Raw genomic sequence first — 20,810 nt, 5'->3', positions numbered from 1 at the left:
TTATATTGGAAGTGAAACAGTGCCTGCCGAATGTCTAGTATCCGGGACGGGAGATGAACCGGAACCTGCGCCGATGAAAAAGAGTGTCGGCAATTTCGACAAATTGATTATCGAAACGGGTGATAAGTCCAATCTCAATATGGGTGTCGCGGTCATATACCTGTACAGGTACGTGATATTCCAGATGATAGATGAAATCGCTATGTTGAGTCAGTTGTCCGTTGTCTTCGCGCAAAACCCGCTCACCTTCCTGGGTTGATGAATAAAAGCTGTAAACACTATATAAGTTGAAACTGACGTTTACACCAAAACGGAGAGTGCAGAACCAATCTGAAGAAGCGGAGCGTACGCCTGAAAGCTTTCTGCAAGAAAGCTACTTCGGAAGCATATGCTATCACCGGATTTTACCCTTGGATTAAGGGAATAAAGAAAATCTGGGGATAAGAGCGATCAAAAGATGGTACTGCAATCGAAGTGATTAGGTGTAATAATCGTTCAAATTATATAACCAATTCGAATCTCACTTTGTTGATATTATATGAAATATAACATTCGAAGTCTATGCTTCACCTTACGCGGATCCAAAGGAGGGAACGAGATGAAGTGGATTGTCGGCCTCGGGAACCCGGGCCCGAATTACGCCAAAACCCGTCATAATATTGGATTTATGGCACTCGATCGACTGGCAGATCGGCATGGCATTTCGATTACGCAGAGCAAGTGCAAGGCGTTGATTGGAGAAGGGGTAATCGGCGGCGTCAAAACCGTGCTGATTAAACCGATGACGTTTATGAACCTGTCCGGTGAATCGGTAAGGGCCTATATGGATTTTTATAAAGTTAGTCTGGAAGACCTGATTGTCGTCTATGACGATATGGACACAGAAACAGGCAAGGTCAGATTGCGTTACCAAGGCAGTGCAGGTGGCCATAATGGAATCAAATCCATTATTCAGCATACCGGTACACAGCAGTTTAACCGGGTACGGATGGGAATATCCAGACCCGAACCAGGACATGCCATTGTAGACTACGTGCTTTCGAAGTTTATGAAGAATGAAAAGGAAGCTCTTGATCAAACGATTGAACAGACCTGCGATGCATTGGAGTACAGTCTGGATCACACGTTTGAACAAACCATGGCCAAGTTCAACGGATGACCGCAGCGATTGACACTGGAAAAATGATCAAGATTCGGGTTCAATTCAGTCTTAATGGGCATACTGGACGTATAAAACCATGTTCAGGAGGCATAAACATGTCAGTGAATTATGTGTGCAGGCATTGCCGTACTTTTATTGGACGAATCGATTCTGCCCGGATAACGGAAGCGCAATTGGGCTTTCATTTCTTGACCCCCGACGAGCGGAGGGATATAATAGCGTATAATTCCGGTGGCGATATTACCGTCCGGATTACATGTGATTATTGCAAGGAAGCTCTGGAGCTTAATCCTGAGCTCAGTCTGCTTGCGAGTCCGCTCCAATAGTAGCTCGCGATGCAGCAAGAACCGATGACAGATGATGGGGGCTGCGGAATACCGCTCCCCCTTTATAGCCTTGGCAGACTGCTGAGGCTTCTTTTCAGTTGGGATGAAAGCAGTCTATACTCAAATGACGGTCGAGCCACATCAAACGGATGTGGCAAAGTAGCGATGAATCCTTTATGATGAAACAGGACAAAAAGGAATTTGTATCCAATTTTATATTGGTGAACCTGCACGCAGGTGTGAGATACTCAAGTAAGTTATAAGAGAGGTGCCCCTTTTGTTACAAGCACTTATACAGGCTTTTTCCAAAGATCCGGACTTCGGGTCCATTACGGCCGGCATTACATCCGGCATGAAAGAGCAATTGGTTTCGGGCTTATCCGGATCGGCGCGTCAGATTATGCTGGCTGCCCTACATCAGGAAATGAACCGACCGCTGCTCGTTGTGACACATAATATGTTTTCCGCACAAAAAATTGCAGAAGATTTACAGGAAGCGCTTTCACCTGATCAGGTACTGCTCTACCCTGCCAATGAGCTTGTTGCCGCTGAAGCCGCTGTTTCCAGTCCGGAAACATTGGGTCAGCGTATTGATGTATTAGTCCGTTGCGCCCAGGGGTTTAGGGGCGTTGTTGTTATTCCATTTTCCGGGGTACGGCGTTATGTTCCGCTTCCTGAAGTTATGGCTAATGCCCAGATTACAATTAAACAGGGCAGCACGCTTGAGTTGGATTCGTTCCTGCTAGAGATGGTGAAGCTCGGATATGAGCGTGTGGAGCGTGTTGAATCACGTGGTGAGATGAGTGTTCGCGGAGGAATTATTGATTTCTATCCTGTCACATCATCCATCGCGTATCGAGTGGAGCTGTTCGATGATGAGATTGATTCCATCCGTACCTTCGACCCGGCGGACCAGCGTTCCATTGAACGGATCGAAGAAGTCACGGTACTGCCGTGTAAAGAGCTAATTGCAGACCGGGAACGCATGGAGAAGGCTGCAGATGCAGCTGTTACTTTGCTTGAACGACAGCTGGAGAAGATGACCGACCGGCAGGCGAAGCTGCGTCTGCGTGAAGAAATTCATCGGGAGATTGAACTGTTGCGGGAGCATGTATATTTCTCCGAAATGTATAAATATATTTCACCGCTCTATCCGGAAAATAAAACGATTTACGACTACATGCCGGAAGATACCTTGCTTGTACTCGATGAGCCGGCAAGGCTCGCAGAGACATCGAAACAGCTGGACCGGGATGAGTCGGAGTGGAATCTGCATCTGATGCAAAACGGGAAAACACTTCCTGATCTGCATCTATCGGCGGATGGCGATGATCTGATATATGAGCGTCCATTTCAGACGTTGTTTATGTCCATCTTTTTACGGCAGGTTCCTCACACTCAACCCCAGAATATTCTGAACTTTATCAGCCGTGGAATGCAGGATTTCCATGGTCAGATGAATGTGCTCAAAGCAGAGATGGAGCGATGGCAGAAGGCTGGAGTTCAAGTGCTTATGCTGGCAAACGGTGAGGAAAGACTCGATCGGATGCGCCGGGTTCTCATGGATTATGATATCCCTGAGCCGGAAATGCTTATTGGTAACCTTCAGACAGGCTTTGAAATGCCATCCATTCATCTGGCTGTCGTAACAGAAGGCGAGATGTTCTCCCAGAAGCAGCGCAAGGTACGTAAACCGATTCGCAATGTGGACAATGCCGAACGGATTAAATCCTATAGTGAGCTGAAAGTGGGCGATTATGTCGTTCACCAGAATCACGGGATCGGTAAGTATCTCGGGATCGGTACACTTGAGGTTGGCGGCATTCACAAGGACTACATGCATATTCTTTATGCGGGTGGAGACAAACTGTCTGTACCGATTGAGCAGATTGATCTGATTCAGAAATATGTCGGTTCCGAAGAGAAAGAGCCGAAAATATATAAGCTGGGCGGCAATGAGTGGACACGGGTTAAAAATAAAGTCCGTACATCCGTACAGGATATTGCTGATGATCTAATCAAGCTTTATGCGGAACGCCAGACATCCAAAGGTTTTGGTTTCGACAAAGACTCTGCGGAGCAACAGGAATTCGAGGACATGTTCCCGTATGACGAGACACGCGATCAGGTGCGTGCAATCGAAGAAATCAAAAAAGATATGGAACAAAACCGGCCAATGGACCGTTTATTGTGTGGGGACGTCGGTTACGGCAAAACCGAGGTTGCTATTCGTGCCGCGTTTAAGGCTGCTATTGAGGGGAAACAGGTTGCTGTATTGGTCCCTACAACCATTTTGGCGCAGCAGCATTATGAGACGTTCCGTGAACGCTTCTCTGGATATCCCTTTAACATTCATGTACTTAGCCGCTTCCGTTCCCGCAAGGAACAAAACGAGACAGCCAAAGGCATTAAGGCAGGTACCGTCGATATTGTCATCGGTACGCACCGATTGTTATCGCAGGATCTGGTGTTCAAGGACCTTGGTCTGCTTATTGTGGATGAAGAGCAGCGTTTCGGTGTAACCCATAAGGAAAAACTGAAAAAGCTGAAAACCAATGTCGATGTGTTGACACTGACAGCGACGCCGATTCCACGTACCCTTCACATGTCCATGCTGGGCGTTCGGGATCTGTCGGTTATTGAGACACCTCCAGAGAATCGTTTCCCGGTACAGACTTATGTGGTTGAACACAGTCAGGCGCTTGTCCGGGAAGCCATTGAACGTGAATTGGCCCGTGGTGGTCAGGTCTACTACCTGTACAACCGGGTACAGGGAATTCAGGAGATGGCTGCCGAGATCTCCGAATTGGTACCTGAAGCGAAAGTCGGAGTGGGACATGGCCAGATGTCGGAAACAGAGCTGGAGAAAACCATTCTGGACTTCCTGGACGGGGAATATGACGTGCTCGTCAGCACAAGCATTATCGAGACCGGGGTGGATATTCCTAACGTAAACACCCTGATTGTACATGATGCGGACAAAATGGGGCTATCCCAGTTGTATCAGCTGCGCGGACGGGTGGGTCGTTCCAACCGGATTGCGTATGCGTATTTCACGTACCAACGGGATAAAGTATTGACCGAAGTTGCCGAGAAACGCTTGCAATCGATCAAGGAATTTACCGAACTGGGTTCGGGTTTCAAAATCGCGATGCGCGATTTGTCGATCCGCGGTGCGGGTAATCTGCTCGGAGCAGAGCAGCATGGCTTCATTGCGTCCGTCGGGTTCGATCTGTATTCTCAGATGCTTGCAGAGGAAATCAACAAACGCAAAGTGACCATGCTCGGCGAAGAGCCGGTGCCGTCCGATCAGTGGAATACCACGCTGGATCTCAGTATCGATGCGTACTTGCCGTCAGATTATATCTATGACAGCATTCAGAAGATTGAAATTTATAAAAAAGTGGCGGTTATTGCCTCCTTCGACGATGCGATGGAACTGGAAGACGAATTGGTTGACCGATTCGGTGATCTTCCGGAAGCTGTGATCAATCTGTTGGCAGTTGCCAGACTGAAAGTCTATGGCAAAATCTACGGCATAGAGTCGATCTCTCAACGAGGAGATGACCTAACGGTGAAGTTCTATGAAGGCCGTGAACATGCCTTTGAGCTCTCGAAGATCGCACACATTGGAAATCAGTTCGAAAGACGTGTACAATTTGAACAAGGACCCCATATGCTTATTCATGTCAAAGGCAAAGGGATTGGGGACAAGCAACTGATGGAGCTGGTAGAGAAATTTCTGGAGTCCATGAAAAGTGCTTTTAAATCAAAGGGGGAACTAAAGGATGTTAGCAAAGTATAAAAAAGTAGGGAAGGTACTGTCTGTGAGTATGGTCGCAGTACTGTCCTTATCACTGCTTGCTGCATGTGGCAAGAAAGAAGAAGCAAAAGCACCGGAAAAGACTGATACAAGTGCTGTAGTCGCTACGTATGAGGGCGGCACCATTACAGCCAATGAATTCGACATGGAGCAACGCGTCATGAAATTCCTCTATCCGGAATATGCACAAATGATGGATATGGATGATTTCAAGGAATACCTGGTGAAACAGGAAGTTGCATATGAATATTTGAGTGGAAAAGCAAGTGATGAAGCCAAGACTGCTGGTGCCAAAACAGCAACAGAACAATTCGACAAAATGAAAGCTTCTGTTCAAGCCGATCAATGGACCGAGATGCAAAAAGCTCAGAACCTGACGGATCAGAACATCAAAGATTACATGACTCGCATCATGACCGTAATTAAAGACAAGGAAACAGGCGTTACTGAAGATGCGATTAAGGCTGAATTTGAGAAAAACAAAGATCAGTTTACAACCGCCTCCGTTCGCCACGTACTGATTAACTTCACAGATCCAAAAACGCAAAAAGAGCGCAAGAAAGAAGATGCTCTTAAAATTGCAAAAGAAGTTAAAAAGAAATTGGATGGCGGAGCCGATTTTGCTGAAGTTGCGAAAAAATACTCTGAAGATCCAGGTTCCGCAGAAAAAGGCGGTTTATATGAAAATACTCCTGTAGCCAATTGGGTAGATGCCTTCAAGGAAGCTGCCAAAACATTGCCGTTGAACAAAATCAGCGATCCTGTTGAAACAGAATACGGATATCACGTGATGAAAGTGGAATCCCGTACGGAAGCAGATTACAGCAAATTGACGGATGAGCAGAAAGAAACGCTGAAAAGTCAGTTGGCTGCTGCCCAAATCGATACATTCATGAACAGTGAATTGGACAAAATAGTTAAAGAAGTGAAACTGCCGAAAACAGATAAAGCTGAAGAAGGCAAAACAGAAGGTACATCCGGTACAGGTACGGAAGGTAATAAAACCGAAACTAAAACGGATGATACCAAAGGTACAGATACCAAAAAGGATGAAGGAACAACTGGAACCGATAAAGATGCAACAACAGGTGAAGGTGCAGACACAAGCGGGAAATAAGACCGCAGGCGTGAACGTTTCCTGATTCAATTTCATCTTAATGAAATCTGGAACGATTGAAATATGGACAACCATACAGAGGAGCAAGGGGAGGTCTTATGGCCTCCTTCTTGCTTCTATTTGTATTCAGGGCTGCCAAATGGGTATATGGTCTCCTTCTGCAGAATTGACACAACTATATTCTCCAAATCATGTATAAGGAAATGGGAACAGATGAATACTATGGTCAAGATATCACACTAAACGTTCTGGGACTTTCCTCTACCCATTAAGGAACAGTAGTTGAAAAATCTTCTCGAGAAAGTGGGGCAACATGTGAAATGAAAGCTACTGGTATTGTCCGCCGTATAGATGACCTCGGTCGTGTGGTCATTCCAAAAGAAATCCGCCGTACGTTACGTATCCGTGAAGGCGATCCACTGGAGATTTTTGTGGACCGTGATGGAGAAGTTATCCTTAAAAAATATTCGCCGATTGGCGAACTTGGTGATTTTGCCAAAGAATACGCGGAATCCCTGTATGAAAGTACTGGTCATGTAACGATGATTTCTGACCGTGATACCATTATTACGGTGGCAGGTGGTTCCAAGAAAGAGTATCTGGACAAGCAGGTAGGGCCACTGCTGGAGAGCTGCATGGAGAATCGCAAGACGATCCTGGAGACAAACAACGGGTCTTATGAGCTTAGCAAAGATCATGACGAGACGTTATCTTCTTTTGTTATTGCCCCGATTATTTCTGGTGGTGACCCCATCGGAACGGTTATCCTGTTCAACAAGGATGAATCAGTGAAAATGTCTCAGATGGAAGTTAAAATGTCTGAGACAGCTGCTGGATTCCTTGGTAAACAGATGGAACAATAAACCGCAGATCAACTCCTGGTGCCCTGAGGGCAACCAGGAGTTTTTGCGTTTTTTGGGGATTGGGCGAGATCCAGGGTGATGACCTAAAAGGAAGCTCTGCCTAAGGGGTTAGTCTGAGTGCCTATAGACAGGTATAATAGTTAAGTATACTTTGAACGAACGGACACGCAGGAGGGACATATGAAACAGTCGTCTACAGGCTCAAGGTTGCTTCAGGGCGCCTTTGTGCTTGGGTTTGCCGCTATTATATCCAAAATCATTGGTGCTTTTCAGAAGATCCCGCTGCAAAATCTCGGCGGAGACGGGGTTTTTGGGATCTACAACACGGTGTACCCGTTCTATATGCTTCTTATTACGATCGCGGCTGCCGGATTGCCTGTAGCTGTATCCAAATTTGTAGCGGAACAGAATGCAATGGGTAGGCCGGAGGAGGGTAGGCGGATTGTACGTTTATCCTCAATGCTGCTTGGTGGAATTGGATTAGTATTGGCTTTGTTAATGTATATAGGCGCACCCTTTATCGGGGATCTTATTGGTAATGGAAGTGTTGTATCTTCCATTCGCGCAGCGTCCATGGCATTGTTGTTCGTACCGGTGATGACAGGATTGCGTGGTTACTTTCAGGGCTTGCAGCAAATGGTGCCTACAGCGGTGTCCCAAGTGGTGGAGCAGATGGTCAGGGTTACGGTGATGATCGTGCTTTTACTATGGCTCATGGGGCGAAATGCTTCGATGGAGACCATCGCGGCTGGGGCCATGCTTGGATCGGTGGCTGGAGGCATTGCCGGATTAGTCGCCATGCTTGGTTATATGTACCGTCATCGACGGAAAAATCGGGAACAGTTCACTGTTAAGAAAGATGCTGACACAGCTGAGCAAATGCAGAAAACCAAGGAACACCGAAGCGGGGGGAGCAGCCTTCTTCCCGTGGAACGGCGTTCCAACAGCGAATGGATTCGGACGCTGCTGATCTATGCCATTCCGGTCTGTCTCGGATCATTGGCCGTGCCATTGATGAATCTGGTGGATACCTTTACGGTACCCCGTTTATTAAGACGAGAAGGGTTGGATGAGCTTCAATCCATGGTCTCCTTCGGGATTTACAATCGGGGCTTGCCGTTAGTTCAACTGGTGACGATGCTTGCGACGTCACTATCTGTGCTCTTTATTCCGGCGATGGCCGAAGCCCGGCTCAAGGGCGGGCCGGAAGCAGTGAGGCAGCAAGCAGGCCTTGCGCTGCGCTGGTTCTGGTTGATCGGCTTGGCGGCGTCCGCGGGACTGGCGGTGCTGGCTGAGCCAATCAACCGCATGCTGTACGGGGATGCCGCAGGCACCGAAGCTCTGCGGTACATGGCGCTGATGGCTGCGGGCAGCACCGTCAGCATCATTGCGGCGGCGCTGCTGCAAGGCCTCGGCGCCGTGCGCGCACCCGCGTTCAGCATGCTGGCCGCCGCAGGCGTCAAGGCGCTGCTGAACGTCATGCTTGTGCCGGCGCTGGGCATCAGCGGCGCGGCTCTGGCAGGCGCAGTCGCCTATATGCTGGCGGCTGGCCTCAATGTGGCGCTGCTGGCGCGGCTCACCGCCATGCGCCCGGCCCCTGGCGCCGTCCTGGCGAAGCCGGCGCTCGTCATCGCCGCCATGAGCCTGGCGGCGGCAGGCACGGCTTGGGCCGCCGAAGCAGCGCTCGGCGGCATCGGCATCGCGGCCGAACGCAGGCTGGCCGCGGTGGGCGTGAGCCTGCTTGGCGTAGCCGCAGGCTCGGCCGTGTTCGTGCTGGCCGCGGCCCTCACGGGGCTGTTGACCGCCGCAGAGCTGGCGGCCGTGCCCAAGCTGGGGCCGCTTCTGGCCAAGCTGCTGCGCAGACTGCGTGTGCTGCGCTAAACCCCCGCGGAGTCTACATCCAGCGCCGTGGAATATGCAATTATAGGATAACGTCTGATTCTGGTATAATACGTGTAATTATAGAGCGCTGTTCTGCTTCATGGCTCATCCACATCGAAAGCGATCCAGGGATGGGGAAGTCGGAACAGGATGGTTCGGATGGAGGTTTACAAAGATGAGTGCAGCTTTGACAGTAGTTGGTCTTGGTTCTGGAGACGCAGACCAGCTGACGGTAGGGATTATTAAAAAAATGAAACATGCGGCCACGCTGTTTGTGCGTACACTGGATCATCCCGTGTTGAATGATCTGAAGCAGGAAGGGCTTGAGATGACATCTTTTGATGCTATCTATGAGGCTAAGGCTTCTTTTCCCGAAGTCTACGATGAAATTGCAGATCGGCTGATCGATGCCGCACGCACGGGTGAACAAGGCACTGAGATCGTTTATGCCGTGCCAGGGCATCCCATGGTTGCAGAAGCGAGTGTACGCCTGCTGAAAGAGCGCTGCCCCCAGATGGGCATTTCGCTGCGTATCATGGGCGGAGAGAGTTTTCTGGATGAAGCATTCATTCGTCTGGGATTCGACCCCATTGAAGGTTTTCAGCTTCTGGACGCCAGCAGTCTGAATATGGAACTGGTGCAACCCCGGCTTCATACCTTGATCGGGCAAGTCTACGATGTGTTTACCGCTTCCGACGTAAAATTGTGCCTGATGGACGTTTATCCTGACGATTATCCGGTATTTGTTGGACATGCCTTGGGTGTACAGGGGCAGGAGATCATTCACAAGGTGCCACTGCATGATCTGGACCGTATTGAAGGGTACGGTAATCTTTCACTGATCTATGTGCCAAAAAATACAGATGACGCGCTTCGTCGACGTTCCTTCGCACGATTGCATGAAATTGTGAATATCCTCCGCAGTCCAGGGGGCTGTCCATGGGATCAGGAACAGACCCACCAGTCGATTCGCAAAAATCTGATTGAGGAAACCTATGAAGTTATTGAAACCATTGATGAAGATGACCCCGATCACATGAAGGAAGAGCTGGGTGATCTCCTGTTGCAGATTTTGCTGCACTCCCAGATGGAAGAAGAGGTTGGCACGTTTAACGTGTACGACGTTATCGAAGGATTGAACGACAAGCTTATTTTCCGTCATCCGCACGTCTTTGGCGAACACCAGGCAGGTGATGCGAATGAGGCACTGCAAAACTGGGAACAGATGAAGGCAGAGGAGAAAAAGCGTAAAGGACAGGACCTGCAGAAGACCTCCGTGCTGGATGGTATTCCCCGTGACTTGCCTGCTTTGATGAAAGGATATAAATTGCAGAAGAAAGCGGCCAAGGTTGGTTTCGACTGGGATGATGTGGAGGGTGTCTTTGCTAAGATCGAAGAAGAATTGGCCGAACTGAAAGAAGCAGTGCAGCATAACCAATCTGCTGAAGAACGGAAGCTGGAGCTGGGCGATTTACTGTTTGCAGCTGCCAATGTCGCTAGATTCATTGATACAGATCCGGAGGAGGCACTTGCCGCCACCAATCGGAAATTCGTTCAGCGTTTCCAGTATATTGAGGAGCGCCTGCGTGAACAGGGAAGAACTCCGTCAGACAGTAATGTCGATGAAATGGAGGAATACTGGCAGGCAGCGAAGAAGGCTGGATTGTAAAGGGTTCTGGCATTTTGAGCGCTGATCCGATATCATTCACATAGTGAGCATTTTGCATAAATCCAAAGAGCGGTCTTCCAATCAGCAAGATATAGATCGAAATGCTTCTATTCGCCTATATTTTGTACCCGGGAGCGAGATGAATCGAATTATGCAAATTGCTTAGGAACATCATGTGTATTATGTTAGTCGAAGCAACGCCAATGATCACTGTGTGATTAATGGAGGGTTGTTTCGGGTATTGGACTTAGACTGTTCTTGGGCAGGACCGACAGAATGTGAAAAAAGTCGAGGGCCAAGGCAGGATTTCAGATGCCAAGCCAGAATACATGTGTAGTAACCTAGCGCGGAGTCAGCGGCAGCAGATCTGTTGCCATGAATTCGCAGATACTTTTTTTTCAATTTGGGAGGCTTTTAAAAATGAACAAAACAGATCTGATTAACAACATTTCCACCAAAAGCGGTTTGACTAAAAAAGACGTTGAGTCCGTATTGAACGGCTTTTTGGGAGAGATTACAGATGCACTTGCCAGCGGAGACAAAGTACAATTGATCGGCTTTGGCACTTTTGAGACCCGCAAACGTTCCGGTCGTACCGGACGTAACCCACAAACAGGGAATGAAATCGTGATTCCTGAGTCCACCGTTCCTGCATTCAAAGCAGGCAACAAACTTAAAGAAGCCGTAAAATAATGCGTCTTGATAAATTCCTGAAGGTCTCTCGGCTGATCAAACGTCGCACCGTTGCCAAGGATGTCTCTGAACAGGGACGTGTTCTGGTGAACGGGCGCGAAGCGAAGCCCAGCGCCGCTGTTAAAGTGGGCGATGAGCTGACGGTTCAGTTCGGTCAAAAGCTGGTCACCGTAAAGGTAGAACGCCTTGCCGAGAGTACCAAGAAGGACGAGGCAAGCAGCCTCTACACCTTGGTTAAGGAAGAGCCGATCGCCAAGGATAATGGGTTGAACTGGTAATAGGAATGCCCGACATGCTTTTGTTTCCATTCATGGCATGAAATGGAACGCCTTTCCCCTAGAGGGAGGGGCGTTTTTTTGATGCGTATTTATCTGACATTCGTTTCATCCGCCCTTGGTTCTATTCCGCACTTCTGATCCATAAGCTAGGTGTAAGAAGGAGGGGTACATGCCATGGTTGAGCAAAATAAAACGAAACAGCATCATCTGAGTATGCAGAATCGGAAACTGCTGGATCTGACAGGTGTCTCCAATGTGGAGAGCTTCGACAGTGAGGAATTTTTACTGCAAACTGAACTTGGGCATCTGACCATCCGGGGGCACAATTTACATATCAAAAACCTTAGCCTGGAGGACGGTTTGCTATCTATCGAGGGAACGGTCAGTTCTCTGCAATATCTGGACCCCGGTTCCCAATCCAAGAACGGTAAAGGCCTGTTCGGCAAGATGTTCCGATGAGTCCCGATACTCAATGGATCACATTGATGTGGATGCTGATATCGGGAGCCGTGATGGGGATGGCCTACGACAGTTACCGGGTACTGTCCGGTCAGCTGCGGTTCCCGAGATGGAGTGTCCACACGCTAGATCTGTTGTACTGGGTCGCCTCCGCGCTGTTCGTCTTCCGGATGCTGTACGCCGGTAATCACGGACAGCTGCGGTTTTATGTCTTTTTGGGGCTGATTATAGGGGTTTGCTTCTATTTTTGGCTTTTAAGTGTTACAACCCAGCGTTTTGTGGTAATGTTAATTAAACTCGCAAGAACGCTGATTCATTGGTGTGGACATATCCTTAACATCCTGATCGTTATGCCGGCAAAAGGGCTTTATAGGCTATTGCGTGTATTATTTGGTTTTATACTCGCAATCCTGTTATTTCTGGGCAAGCTGGTATTGCAATGTTTGGTACCTTTCGGCAAGTTGTTCCGCTGGATGTTTAGGCCGCTCCTGAAGCACTGGGTAACGCCACGCTTCCTGATCCGTGCGGGTTCAAGTATTGCAGCGATGTGGAAACGCTGGTTTTAAGGAGGTCCAATAATGGGTAAAACACCTATGAGCAAATCAAAAGTACAAGCAGGCCAAGGAAAATCTACTGGTGCAAAAAGGCGTCTTATGCTTTGGATGACTTTTATGGTTGTGTTTATCATTTGGGCAGGTTATACGTTCCTTGTGCAGACTGCACAAATTTCGGACAAGAGTTCTCACCTGGCGGCACAGCAAGCTTCAAAGGAAGAAACAGAGAAGAAGCTGGATCAGTTGAAGTATGAAGTCAGCCGGTTGAAGGATCCCGAATACATAGGACAACTGGCACGAAAAAGAGGATACTATCTGCCTGACGAAACACCAATTAAGGTTGAAGAGTCAGGGAACTGATGTAATTTGGCTCATTACGGAGCAAGATTTGTTATCTATATGTCTGAAGCCGCCATACCGGAAAAAATAGGCTCCCTTAAGGGGCAGAGCTCTGTTGACCTTGGTTTGCGGCATAAGGTATAATTACATTAGCACAGCATTGATTTTGGCATTCAAAAAATCGGGTTGTATATTTTTAAGGGAGGATCATTTTATTCTATGGCAATTGAAGTGGGCACCAAGTTAGAGGGCAAGGTGACAGGCATCACGCATTTTGGAGCATTTGTGGATCTGTCAGGAGGTGTCACGGGTCTCGTTCACATCTCGGAAATCGCCGACAATTATGTCAAAGATGTCAACGACCACCTGAAACTTAATGACCTCGTTACAGTGAAGGTCATCAACGTTGACAAGGATGGCAAGATTGGTCTTTCCATTAAGCAAGCTGTTGACAAACCGGTTGAGCAACAAACCCAGTCCAGACCCCCAAGAGCTCCTAGACCGGAACGCAGTGGAGGAGATCGCGAACGATTCAGCGGTGGAGGCCCAAGTGGTGGCCAAGGCCGTGGCGGCGGTGGTGGTGGATTTAACCGTGACCGCGGAGGCCGTTCTTTCAAGCCCGCAGCAGGCAAACCTTCATTTGAGGATAAAATGTCACGCTTCCTGAAAGATAGCGAAGAGCGGATTTCTTCGTTGAAGAAGAACACAGAAGGCAAACGTGGTGGCCGCGGAGCCAAACGCGTGTAATCTGGTTCAACCTGATTTAAAATATAAGAAAAACCGTTAGCCTTGGGGCTGGCGGTTTTTTTGCGTTTTTCCTTAACTTTTGCAGTTATCGTTTGCATATAGACAATAGACCGAATTTATAGCCGTTTTTGTAAAGTGGGGTTCCGTATCCCCAGTTTTTCTGCACAGGAAAAAAGTACATAAGAACATTTGTCGTCTACTATTTTTTACCGACAGGTTTCCATGGCATTCCACAGGTATCCTGCTCAGATCGTGGCGATGACGAAGCGCTTTCGGTTCAAAATCAGACAAGTACCTTGTTGGAAGGGTGTGTGCCAAATGGATGAAACCATAATAAGGCCGGGGGTTTCGCACCACCGCGCCGTGTCTGTTTCTTTTGTCGTAAAGTTTTTGGGGCCTGCCCACCAATTGTGACAAACTACGTCTTCTATTCTATCTATAATCAGAACCATCGAGAACGAAACACGAAAAAACATTTAATCGAATGGGGTGCCTTGAGGATGATGGAAAAGTGGAATGTCATTCAATTTCCGGGAATGAAAGCTGGTAAAGGAGGTACAGAAGCTCGTGAGGAGCTGTCAGTACGTCTCAAACAGTGGGTTAGCTCCCGCAAGGCTGTCCAGATCGTTGCTGCCCGTAAATGGGTGTTGCTCCTCACCTTTATGGGATTCTTGCTCGGAAAAGCCATGATTCTGAATGAATTATCGCCCTTTGCGATCGCTTACTTTGCGGTCATTGCCTTTATGCGCAGGGATTATATTATTCCGGTAGGCGCCGCGTTGCTGGCCGGAAGCCTCTTTGCCCCTTTCCCGGTACCGCTCATCGTAGCATCGGAACTTGCAATTTTCTATCTGTTGTTCCGAGGACTGGAGTCTTATGACCGCGCTGAATTATCTTATGCGCCGACGATGGTGTTTACGACTACTTTTATGGTCAAGTTGTTCGCTGTTGTTATTGGGCCATCGTTCAGTTGGTACGCCATGCTGATGCTCACGATGGACTCTATACTCAGTTTCGTGCTCACTCTGGTTTTCATACAGGCCATACCGATCTTCACCTATCGCAAAAAAAAGTTCAACCTCAAAAACGAGGAAATCCTCTGTTTGATCATATTACTGGCCTCTGTGATGACGGGGGCGGTGGGCTGGACCATTCAGTCTCTGTCGGTCGAGCATATGCTATCCCGATATCTTATTCTGATCTTCGCACTGGTGGGCGGAGCCCCCCTCGGAGCCTCGGTAGGGGTCATTACTGGCCTCATTCTGAGTTTGGCCGATATGTCAGCGGTGTATCAGATGAGCCTGCTTGCTTTTGCAGGGATGCTTGCGGGTATGCTGAGAGAGGGAAAACGTGCGGCGGTTGCACTGGGCATGCTGCTGGGTTCCTCTATTCTGTCCATCTACCTGGGTGGACCAGGAGACGTCATGAATTCTTTATGGGAGACATGTGCGGCCATTGTTCTGTTTATGTTAACGCCAAAGAGCATGATGACGGCCATCTCCAAATATGTTCCTGGTACACAGGATCACACGAAATCGCAGCATGAATATGCGAAGCGAATACGGGATGTCACCGCCGAACGAGTCACTCGCTTCTCGCAGGTATTCCGTCAGTTGTCACGAAGCTTCGATCAGATGTCCGGGGCGGGGGAGCCGGTACAGAACGAGGGCGGGATGGAGCATTTCATGAATGCTGTAGCTGAAGGGACATGTTCGGGTTGCTTTAAACGGGCCCAGTGCTGGGATGCGAAGTTTATTCAGACCTATAAATATATGACGGATGTGATGAGTTCCATTGAAACCAACCCGGAGATGTCAGGCAAGCAGATTCCGGTGGAATGGAACAGGGTATGTGCGAAACCGGAGGAAGTACTTGAAGTGATGCGCGCCCAGTATGGTCTGCATCAACATAACATGCAATGGAAACGTCAAATTATAGATAGTCGTCAGCTGGTTGCAGAGCAATTATCAGGGGTATCCCAGGTGATGGAGGACCTGGCGAAAGAAATTCAACGGGAAAGTGAGGAGATGGTACAACAGGAGGAACAGATTCGAGATGCGCTTGAATCGTTAGGTCTGTCCATACATTCTATTGAAATCATTAATCTGGAAGCGGGGAATGTGGAAATCGAGATTGTTCATGCCTATACACGCGGATTTGACGAGTGCCGGAAAATGATCGCTCCGCTGATCTCGGATGTACTGGACGAGCATATTGCCGTCTTGAGTGAGACGATGCTCGACCCGCGCCAAGGGCTGGCGACAGTCACATTTGGCTCTGCCAAAACATTTGAGATCACAACGGGTGTTGCTGCTGCCGCCAAAGGGGGAGATGTGATGTCCGGAGACAGTTTCAGCACAGTTGAACTGGGCAACGGCACATTTGCGGTTGCACTCAGCGATGGCATGGGCAATGGGGAACGGGCACGTATGGAGAGCAGTGCTGCACTGAATATACTGGAGCAGTTGTTACAGTCAGGCATGGATGAGAAGCTGGCAATCAAATCGGTGAATTCCGTTCTGATGCTGCGTTCTCCTGAAGAGATGTATGCGACGGTAGATATGGCACTGATCGATGAATATACAGCGGAGACCACATTTATGAAAATTGGCTCGACTCCTAGTTTTATTAAACGAGGGCAGGAGGTTATCCAGGTTTCGGCCAGTAATCTGCCGATTGGGATTATTAAGGACATTGAAGTGGATCTGGTAACCGTACAGCTTCAGCCAGGGGATATTTTGATTATGATGACGGATGGGATCTATGATGCGCCGGGGTATGCCGTCAATAAAGAATTATGGATCAAGCGTCTCATCCAGGAAATTGATAGCGAGGATCCTCAGGAGGTAGCGGACTGTTTGCTTGAAAGTGTTATTCGATATCAGCAGCACGAGATCTATGATGATATGACCGTAGTTGTAGGCAAAATAGAGCATTTTCGCCCTGAATGGGCCACACTGCGGGTGCCTGGCATCAACCGGATGGAGCGTCCGCGTACTGTCAGTTAATCACATATTCCTCGGTTTGAAGTCTCTTCATTCTGGCAATGCTAGTCATAGAGTTGGAGAGTAACCCAAAACGGAGGGATATCGGATGAAACAAATTTTGTTAATCACTGACGGTTGTTCCAATGTAGGCACAAGTCCGGTTCTGGCTGCGGCGGAAGCACGTGAAGAGGGCATTACAGTCAATGTGGTTGGTGTCATCGATTATGGAACCATTGGTGAGTTGGGGAGTCGGGAGATTGAGGATATTGCCAAGGCTGGAGGCGGCATTAGTCAGATCGTAGGTACAAGACAACTTGCACATACGATGCAGATGATGACAAGAAAAACGGTGGTTCAGACCATTCAGCAGGCGGTTAATAGAGAGTTAACACAAATACTGGGAGAACACGAGCCCAAAACGGTAACCGATCTTGAACCAGCCAAACGTGCGCAGGTGGTTGAAGTGATGGAGGATATGGCGGAGACAACACCGCTGCAAGTCATTCTTCTCATTGACGTTAGTGCCAGTATGAAGCCAAAGCTTGCTGCTGTGGAAGAAGGAATTCGGGATTTAATGCTTAGTTTGCAGTCACGTATGGGTCAGAGCCATCTTTCCGTATTTCATTTTCCTGGTCGACATAGCGGAGAAGAAGCCGTCATGGACATCGACTGGACAACTGATCCGAGCCGTGTACGTTCTCTGTTTGGGCGTTTGCAGATGAAGGGAGCAACCCCGACAGGTCCTGCGATTCAAAGGGTGATTGATTTTTACCGTTATGGTACACTGGAGAAACAGCAGGAAATAGAAGGGAACTATCGCATTGAAAGAGAAGGGATGCTCGGTGACAACGTTGTCTGACGCCTCTTTCCCGCCAGGAACAGTCATAACAGGGAAATGGAATCGCAGTCGTTATACGATTCGGAAGCTTTTGGGCAAAGGAGCCAACGGCATCGTTTTTCTTGTCCAGCGGGGTGAGAATGGCAAACATTATGCACTTAAAATGGGATTTGATCCTGTAGATCTGCAATCGGAAATTAATGTGCTCAAATCTTTTCAATTGCAACGTAATCATGAGGCTCTTCGGCAGAGCGGCATTCCTTCCTACTTAAAAGATGTGGATGACTATGCCGTTCGTGGCCTTGATATTCCCTTTTATGTGATGCGCTATGTTCGGGGTGAATCTCTGCACCACTTCATTCGGCGCCAAGGTACAGACTGGACACTATTGGTTGGACTTAGGCTATTGCAGAAGCTGGCCCAATTGCATCAAGCTGGATGGGTATTTGGCGATCTCAAACCTCAGAATGTACTGGTGTCCGATTATGGGCAGGTAGAGCTGATCGATTATGGCGGGGTTACTTCTATTGGTCGTAGCGTCAAGCAGTTCACCGAGTGGTATGACCGGGGATTCTGGAATGCAGGCAGCCGCACAGCAGATGGCACCTATGATGTATTTGCTTTTGCGTTGTTATTCATTCATGTGTTGGAAGCCGACGCCCTCAAAGCGCTGGCCGCAGAAGGATTGCCACAACTGCGGAGTGTGAACCAGCTCGTAGCTCTGGTGGAACGTAGTGAACGGCTCGCCCCTTTTCGAAATTGGACAATCCAGGCGTTGCGAGGTCAGTTTCAGGACGCTGGACACGCGGCTAAAGTCTGGAAAGAGATGATGGTACGCCCTTCTCCTCTTCGTCGTCGTTCCCAAAGTACAACTCCGCGTTGGCTCAAAAATGCATTTGCTGTATCCGTTATATTACTTATTGGGGTACTCATCTATGCACTGCGATTCTGACCTTTGAGCGTGCATATACATAACGTAAGGAATGAGGAACAGGTATGGAGGCTTTACGCTGGAACAAGCTGGTGAATAACGTGCTGAATGCAGCGGAAGAGCATCAGTTATGGGTTCCCGGGGATCGGATTGTCGTCGCAGTATCGGGCGGACCGGACTCGGTAGCTTTTTTGCATATCATGCATGAGATCAGTACCAGACATGTTCCGCTGGAATTGATATGCGCCCATGTACACCATGGCTTTCGGAGTGAATCCGATCATGAAGCCGAGATGATGAAGGAGCTTGCTTGCCAGCTCGGCATTGCATTTGAATGGGTGAAGGCCGATGTGCCTACTTATATGAAGCTTACCGGTCAAGGCCCGCAGGAGGCCGCGCGCAACAAACGATATGAGTTTTTGCATGAAGTAGCTGCCCGATACAATGCGGCGAGCATTGCGCTTGCCCATCATGCAGACGACCAGGCAGAGACGGTTATGCTCCATTTACTGCGTGGAAGTGGCCTAACCGGACTCGCGGGAATGAAGTTTAAACGGCGAGAAAAAAATGTGGAACTTATTCGTCCATGCCTTCGTATAAACAAGACAGACCTTGTAGAAGCTTGTAATACCCAGGGTTTTCTGTACTTTAATGATGAAAGCAATTCCCTGCGTAAATATCGGCGTAATGCCATTCGCTTGGATGTGCTTCCTTTTTTGGGGCAATATAATGGACAGCTCACGCCGTCTTTGAATCGACTTGCCGAAATTGTGGGCGATGAAGACGATTTCATCGAACAAGGTGCATATGACGCATACAGGTGTCTAGTGCAGGCGAACGGCGGAAGGCAAACCTTTGAGGTGCCTTCCTTTTTGAAGTTACATGTCGCTTTACAACGAAGGTTGATTAAACTAATATTGAATTATCTGCCTTTGGACAGTGATTTTGTCGACTTTACCCGTATTGAGACCATTCGCCGCAAGGTAATTCAGCCTGACGCGACGACCTGGAGCCTGGATATAGGACAGACACTCGCCTGCACCCGGGAGTATGATCTGATCTCTTTCGGCATACGGACTGACGTACAGGATCAATCTTACGAATATCGTCTTGCTCAATGGAGCGGATCTTATGAGCTTTCTCTCACGGAAATCGACCGACATGTTCGGCTTGTTCCGATGAGTCCCGAGGACTATCATGTACCGGAATCGGCGGATCAAGCCGCATTTGATGCGGATCAACTGCTTATGCCGCTGATTGTGCGTTCACGGTTACCTGGAGATACCATGAAAGTGATGGGATTAAACGGAAGCAAAAAGGTGAAAAATATTTTCATTGATGAGAAAATCCCCCCTTCTGTCCGTTCACGGGTTCCCGTGGTATGTGATGGAGCAGGCAATATCATCTGGTTACCGGGCGTTCGCCGGTCCAGTGTAGCTCCTGTCAAGGAGGATACTTCCGCAATCCTGTACATGACTGTAGGCGATTCAGCGATTCAGGGGTAGTGGTTATGGTTCAGGTAAGGCTTTCATAGTATAACTTAGGAGGTTCGCACAGTTGCAGAACGACATTCAGGAAGTATTGATCAGTGAAGAAGAGATTCAGAGTAAAGTCAAGGAATTAGGCGCAACACTAAGTGCCGAATATGCAAATCGCAATCCTTTGGTCATTTGTGTGCTCAAGGGTGCGTTTATATTTATGGCTGATTTGGTTAAGAACATTACGGTGCATGTTGAGATGGACTTCATGGCAGTATCAAGTTACGGTGCTTCCACCAAATCATCTGGCGTTGTCAAAATCATTAAGGATTTGGATGTACCCGTTGAAGGACGCGAAGTTCTGATCGTAGAAGACATTATCGATAGTGGGCTTACACTCAGCTATCTGATTGAACTCTTGGAAAACCGCGGTGCCGAGTCTGTTCGTGTTGTCACGCTGTTTGACAAACCCTCAGGTCGCAAAGTGGAACTTGAAGCTCATTACACAGGCTTTGACATTCCAGATGCATTCATCGTTGGATATGGTCTGGATTATGCCGAGAAGTACCGGAACCTCCCTTACATCGGGATATTGAAACCGGAAATTTACAGTAACTAGTGTTTAAGCTAGTCCCAAGCCCTGATCTGTTGGTGGCTTCTGTTGA

Annotated in this window: 19 protein-coding genes; 18 read left to right on the top strand and 1 reads right to left on the bottom strand. The window is 48.4% G+C overall.

What is annotated here, in order from left to right; genetic code table 11:
- Positions 1 to 34: 34 nt before the first annotated feature.
- Complete coding sequence (locus ACFTRD_RS31265) at positions 35 to 235, bottom strand: hypothetical protein (RefSeq protein ID WP_024633712.1); 201 nt, start codon at positions 233 to 235, stop codon at positions 35 to 37.
- A 363-nt stretch (positions 236 to 598) separates the two neighbouring features.
- On the opposite strand from ACFTRD_RS31265, the gene pth reads away from it, so the two are divergent.
- From pth to hpt, 18 genes are all read left to right on the top strand, one after another.
- The gene (gene pth / locus ACFTRD_RS31260; RefSeq protein WP_379386828.1) at positions 599 to 1,159 is read left to right on the top strand and encodes an aminoacyl-tRNA hydrolase; all 561 of its coding nucleotides are present in this window, start codon (positions 599 to 601) and stop codon (positions 1,157 to 1,159) included.
- Positions 1,160 to 1,257: 98 nt separating this feature from the next.
- The gene (gene fin / locus ACFTRD_RS31255; RefSeq protein WP_192272234.1) at positions 1,258 to 1,488 is read left to right on the top strand and encodes an anti-sigma-F factor Fin; all 231 of its coding nucleotides are present in this window, start codon (positions 1,258 to 1,260) and stop codon (positions 1,486 to 1,488) included.
- Between the two features lie 277 nt (positions 1,489 to 1,765).
- Positions 1,766 to 5,293: a transcription-repair coupling factor gene (mfd, locus tag ACFTRD_RS31250; RefSeq protein ID WP_379386825.1), complete on the top strand. Its 3,528-nt coding sequence runs from the start codon at positions 1,766 to 1,768 to the stop codon at positions 5,291 to 5,293.
- A complete protein-coding gene (locus tag ACFTRD_RS31245) occupies positions 5,277 to 6,428 on the top strand; it encodes a peptidylprolyl isomerase (protein ID WP_379386823.1) in 1,152 nt (383 codons plus the stop codon). Before mfd ends, ACFTRD_RS31245 begins: the two co-directional genes overlap by 17 nt.
- Positions 6,429 to 6,748: 320 nt before the next feature.
- Positions 6,749 to 7,291 (top strand): stage V sporulation protein T, encoded by a 543-nt coding sequence (spoVT, locus tag ACFTRD_RS31240; RefSeq protein ID WP_192272240.1) that lies wholly within the window; start codon positions 6,749 to 6,751, stop codon positions 7,289 to 7,291.
- 180 nt (positions 7,292 to 7,471) lie between these two features.
- A complete protein-coding gene (locus ACFTRD_RS31235) occupies positions 7,472 to 9,172 on the top strand; it encodes a putative polysaccharide biosynthesis protein (protein ID WP_379386821.1) in 1,701 nt (566 codons plus the stop codon).
- A gap of 175 nt (positions 9,173 to 9,347) precedes the next feature.
- Positions 9,348 to 10,841: a bifunctional methyltransferase/pyrophosphohydrolase YabN gene (gene yabN / locus ACFTRD_RS31230; RefSeq protein ID WP_379386819.1), complete on the top strand. Its 1,494-nt coding sequence runs from the start codon at positions 9,348 to 9,350 to the stop codon at positions 10,839 to 10,841.
- Positions 10,842 to 11,261: 420 nt separating this feature from the next.
- Positions 11,262 to 11,534, top strand: a complete 273-nt coding sequence (locus tag ACFTRD_RS31225; protein WP_017691362.1) for an HU family DNA-binding protein — start codon at positions 11,262 to 11,264, stop codon at positions 11,532 to 11,534.
- Positions 11,534 to 11,812 (top strand): RNA-binding S4 domain-containing protein, encoded by a 279-nt coding sequence (locus ACFTRD_RS31220; protein WP_024633720.1) that lies wholly within the window; start codon positions 11,534 to 11,536, stop codon positions 11,810 to 11,812. Before ACFTRD_RS31225 ends, ACFTRD_RS31220 begins: the two co-directional genes overlap by 1 nt.
- A 174-nt stretch (positions 11,813 to 11,986) precedes the next feature.
- Entirely contained in the window at positions 11,987 to 12,271 is a 285-nt protein-coding gene (gene yabP / locus ACFTRD_RS31215) for a sporulation protein YabP (RefSeq protein WP_192272245.1), read from the top strand.
- Complete coding sequence (gene yabQ, locus ACFTRD_RS31210; RefSeq protein ID WP_379386815.1) at positions 12,268 to 12,837, top strand: spore cortex biosynthesis protein YabQ; 570 nt, start codon at positions 12,268 to 12,270, stop codon at positions 12,835 to 12,837. The genes yabP and yabQ overlap by 4 nt, the downstream gene beginning before the upstream one ends.
- 12 nt (positions 12,838 to 12,849) lie before the next feature.
- Complete coding sequence (locus ACFTRD_RS31205; RefSeq protein ID WP_379386813.1) at positions 12,850 to 13,185, top strand: FtsB family cell division protein; 336 nt, start codon at positions 12,850 to 12,852, stop codon at positions 13,183 to 13,185.
- Between the two features lie 198 nt (positions 13,186 to 13,383).
- Positions 13,384 to 13,911 (top strand): S1 domain-containing RNA-binding protein, encoded by a 528-nt coding sequence (locus tag ACFTRD_RS31200; protein WP_024633724.1) that lies wholly within the window; start codon positions 13,384 to 13,386, stop codon positions 13,909 to 13,911.
- A gap of 500 nt (positions 13,912 to 14,411) precedes the next feature.
- Complete coding sequence (spoIIE, locus tag ACFTRD_RS31195) at positions 14,412 to 16,919, top strand: stage II sporulation protein E (RefSeq protein ID WP_192272249.1); 2,508 nt, start codon at positions 14,412 to 14,414, stop codon at positions 16,917 to 16,919.
- Between the two features lie 85 nt (positions 16,920 to 17,004).
- Positions 17,005 to 17,757, top strand: a complete 753-nt coding sequence (locus ACFTRD_RS31190; RefSeq protein ID WP_379386810.1) for a vWA domain-containing protein — start codon at positions 17,005 to 17,007, stop codon at positions 17,755 to 17,757.
- Positions 17,741 to 18,688: a serine/threonine protein kinase gene (locus tag ACFTRD_RS31185; protein ID WP_379386808.1), complete on the top strand. Its 948-nt coding sequence runs from the start codon at positions 17,741 to 17,743 to the stop codon at positions 18,686 to 18,688. The genes ACFTRD_RS31190 and ACFTRD_RS31185 overlap by 17 nt, the downstream gene beginning before the upstream one ends.
- Positions 18,689 to 18,732: 44 nt before the next feature.
- Complete coding sequence (gene tilS, locus ACFTRD_RS31180; RefSeq protein ID WP_379386806.1) at positions 18,733 to 20,172, top strand: tRNA lysidine(34) synthetase TilS; 1,440 nt, start codon at positions 18,733 to 18,735, stop codon at positions 20,170 to 20,172.
- 52 nt (positions 20,173 to 20,224) lie between these two features.
- The gene (hpt, locus tag ACFTRD_RS31175; protein WP_192272258.1) at positions 20,225 to 20,764 is read left to right on the top strand and encodes a hypoxanthine phosphoribosyltransferase; all 540 of its coding nucleotides are present in this window, start codon (positions 20,225 to 20,227) and stop codon (positions 20,762 to 20,764) included.
- The last annotated feature ends 46 nt before the right edge of the window (positions 20,765 to 20,810 follow it).

This window comes from Paenibacillus sp. NPDC056933 (assembly GCF_042674385.1).
Lineage (GTDB): Bacteria > Bacillota > Bacilli > Paenibacillales > Paenibacillaceae > Paenibacillus.
The sequence above is the reverse complement of the archived record's forward strand: the minus strand, read 5'-3'. Positions and strand labels throughout refer to the sequence as shown.